The sequence below is a fragment of the uncultured Jannaschia sp. genome (assembly GCF_947494025.1).
Classification (GTDB): domain Bacteria; phylum Pseudomonadota; class Alphaproteobacteria; order Rhodobacterales; family Rhodobacteraceae; genus Jannaschia.
The window spans coordinates 1-2,796 of record NZ_CANLTQ010000084.1 but is presented as its reverse complement, the minus strand read 5'-3'; the positions used below and the strand labels follow the sequence as shown (position 1 = coordinate 2,796).

1 protein-coding gene and 1 pseudogene are annotated in these 2,796 nt (G+C 61.8%); one reads left to right on the top strand and one right to left on the bottom strand.

All coding sequences use genetic code 11. From position 1 onward, the window contains the following. Positions 1–1,028, bottom strand: a 1,028-nt coding sequence (locus tag Q1B08_RS21205; RefSeq protein WP_299823278.1) for a Cache 3/Cache 2 fusion domain-containing protein, incomplete at its 3' end; no start/stop codon positions are given. 624 nt (positions 1,029–1,652) lie between these two features. Between Q1B08_RS21205 and Q1B08_RS21200 the strand changes: the two are divergent. After that, a pseudogene (locus Q1B08_RS21200) lies at positions 1,653–2,796 on the top strand (hypothetical protein); the annotation flags it as partial.

Genomic DNA, 2,796 nt, shown 5'->3' with positions numbered 1-2,796 from the left:
GAGGCCTCCTGCGCCGCCGCGGCCTGCTGGCTCGAACCGCCGGAAAGCTGCTCGGCCGTGGACGACATGTTCGCCGCCCCTTCGGAGACGTAGGTCGCGCTCACGCTCGCGTTCGAGATCACCTCCCGCAGCTTGCCCACCATGTCTCGAAGCGCCAGACCCAGATCGTCGGCCTCCGAACGCGGTTTCACTTCCACCCGGAGATCGCCCCCTGCGATCTGCTTGGCGGTGTGGCCCATCGTCCTGAGGTCCACGACGGTCTTGCCGATCTCTCCGAGGAGGTGACCAATTTCATCTAGGCTCCTGGTCGACGTATCGACGTTGAGGTCGCCCCGCGCGATCCCGCGAACTGCGTCGACCGCCTGGCTCAGCCCGCGGTTCAGCGCCTGGGTGAAGATCAGCCCGAGGCCGATGGATAGGAGCATGGGAATCGTCGCGATCATCAGCGACTTGCGAGCGAACACAATCCACTCGCCAACCAGCTTCGCCTTGCTGACCCCGACATAAAGGATACCGTCGATGTCCCCGGCCGCGTTCCGGATCGGGAAGTAGACGGTGTAATAGTTGTTGCCCAGAATGTTCGCCTCGCCCCGGAACGTGGATCCGGACGCGACGATGGGGTGCACGGCGCCTTGCGCGCCGAGGACAGTGCCGACGGCCCGGGTCCCGTCGGGCTTGATGATGTTCGTGCTGCGCCGGACGAACTCCCCCTGCGCGTCGTCCCATACGAAGATGGTCGCCGTTTCCCCGGTGACCTCGCCAATGAGATCGATCAATGAATGTTCCGAAAAGTCCGGTGCCTCGTTCCACGTCAGGGATTGCATCGATCCCTCAGCCGTACGTTCCGTCTGGACGCCGGGTACACTGAGCTCCACGATCGCCGCTGCGGTATTGAAACTCCCCGCGAGACGTTCGGCCGTGCTGACCTTCGCCTCCGACCAGACATTCTGTCCAACGAGGATCGCCGTGGTTCCGACCGTAGCGCCGATGACCACGGCGAGGATCTTTGCTCTTAGCGAACGTATCATCACACCTTATTCTCTCTAGTTCGGTACGGGTGCTCCACACCGGGCACGGTCAAAGGGGCTAGTCGTCAAACGTACACATCCGGTAAAGGCGACGCTGTCGGCCGGAATGGACAGTCCGATATGGCGTCCATTCTTCGAGACATTCGCGGGATCAGAGCCCAAACGAGCAAAGACTGCGTGCACGGTATGGGCCCGAACGGAACCTCACATCTGAGTGCTTCGCGCGTGGCACCGCGAGTTTGTCCGGCTATCGATAGCGCACCGGATACTCGAGCGTTCTTCCAGAACCCCGCGCCGATCCTGATCTCGTTCGTTCGCGATCAAGATCGCAAGCGATAGCCCAACAGGAGGGCGACTTCGTGCAAGAACGACCCACCAGCTGCCGCTCGGCCGCCCTCTCGACAATCCGGACCGCTTACTACACGCCCGAAAAGAAAAACCCCCGCTGAAAAGCCGACGCATTCCATTCCTGGGGACATAGGCTTACGTAGAAAAGGTAACGCCCGCCGAGGAAGCCTCGGCGGGCGCTGATTTGTCGGGATTTTCTTCACGCCTGCCGACCTATCCAAGGCGGTGTTGCCCGTAGGTTTTCCTACGGGACACACTCGGAAGGAAAATTCGCAGATGAACTTCGGCTCCAGCTGGATTGGCCAAGATTACGTCGTGCCCGCGCCAAAATCGCGCTCGGACGGCCGCTTGACACAATCCGACGACGGAGAACCGAGCGTGCCGAAGATCCCCAGTCTATCTCTGCGCAGAATCTACCCCGCCTACGACGAGGAAGCAAACCTCAACACCTGCGGCGACCCCGATTGCGGAAACTTCGGTGTCGCGGCCGATTTTTCGGCTCCACGCCCGACGGGGCGCAATGCGCGCACCTTGAGGGCTGCGCTTTGCTCGAACAGTGCCATGGTGGGCCTTGGATCGTATCGGCTGAACTCCAGCCAGAAGAAGGAGCATCAACGCACTTCGTCGGTCTTCGAATACGAGGGCGACCCGCATCAGTGGGTGGATCGCAAGACCGTGCTCTGTCAGTTCGACGATGGTAGCGGCGAGTGCGGTGCGACATTCGACCTCCTGTCGAACGAGCACCTGGCCGAGGAGGTTGAGCGGCTCCGGAACTACAATGGTGTTCTGGACGGTCCCCGGTGTCCTGCTTGCGGTGCGAGGTATCTCGCAACACCAGGGGAATTCGTCCTCAACGGTATCCACGGACGGGCGAAGCACTCGGAAGGCAGCGACAAGGTAGAGAAGCCTCTCCGCGTGCGGCTGATCCACAGGGCGTGCCAGATCAAGCCGGGCGTTCGGTTCTCCGTGGCGATGAAGCACAATCGCCAGCGAGCGACGGCTGACAACGTCCAGATCCTCCAAGCACTGGTGAATGGAGCCGGGATCAACGACCTTCGACGACTCCTGTCCCCCTCGAGCAGTGGGCGGAGATGCGGGGTTAGCCGCATCTACGATCGGATCTTCTGGTTGGAAGAGACGCTCCTCGCCTTCGAGCGCGTTCAGTTGCTGCGCTGGCGCGAGAGCGTTGCGGAGACCGGCAAGAAGGTCGGGCACTACTTCGCTCATGATGACCTCGTTCTCACCGCGAATTGGGAGACAACGCTGGATCGTCGCCTGACGCAGCTCAACTGCTCCGCAACGACGGACATCCGGAGCGGCTACGTCTTCCGGATCGACGTCGACGGTAGTGCCCCCGGTGGTGGTGTAGGAAGCCGCGCGCGGAGCTTTTGGCTCAGTGCAGTAGGGGGTCGGACTGGTG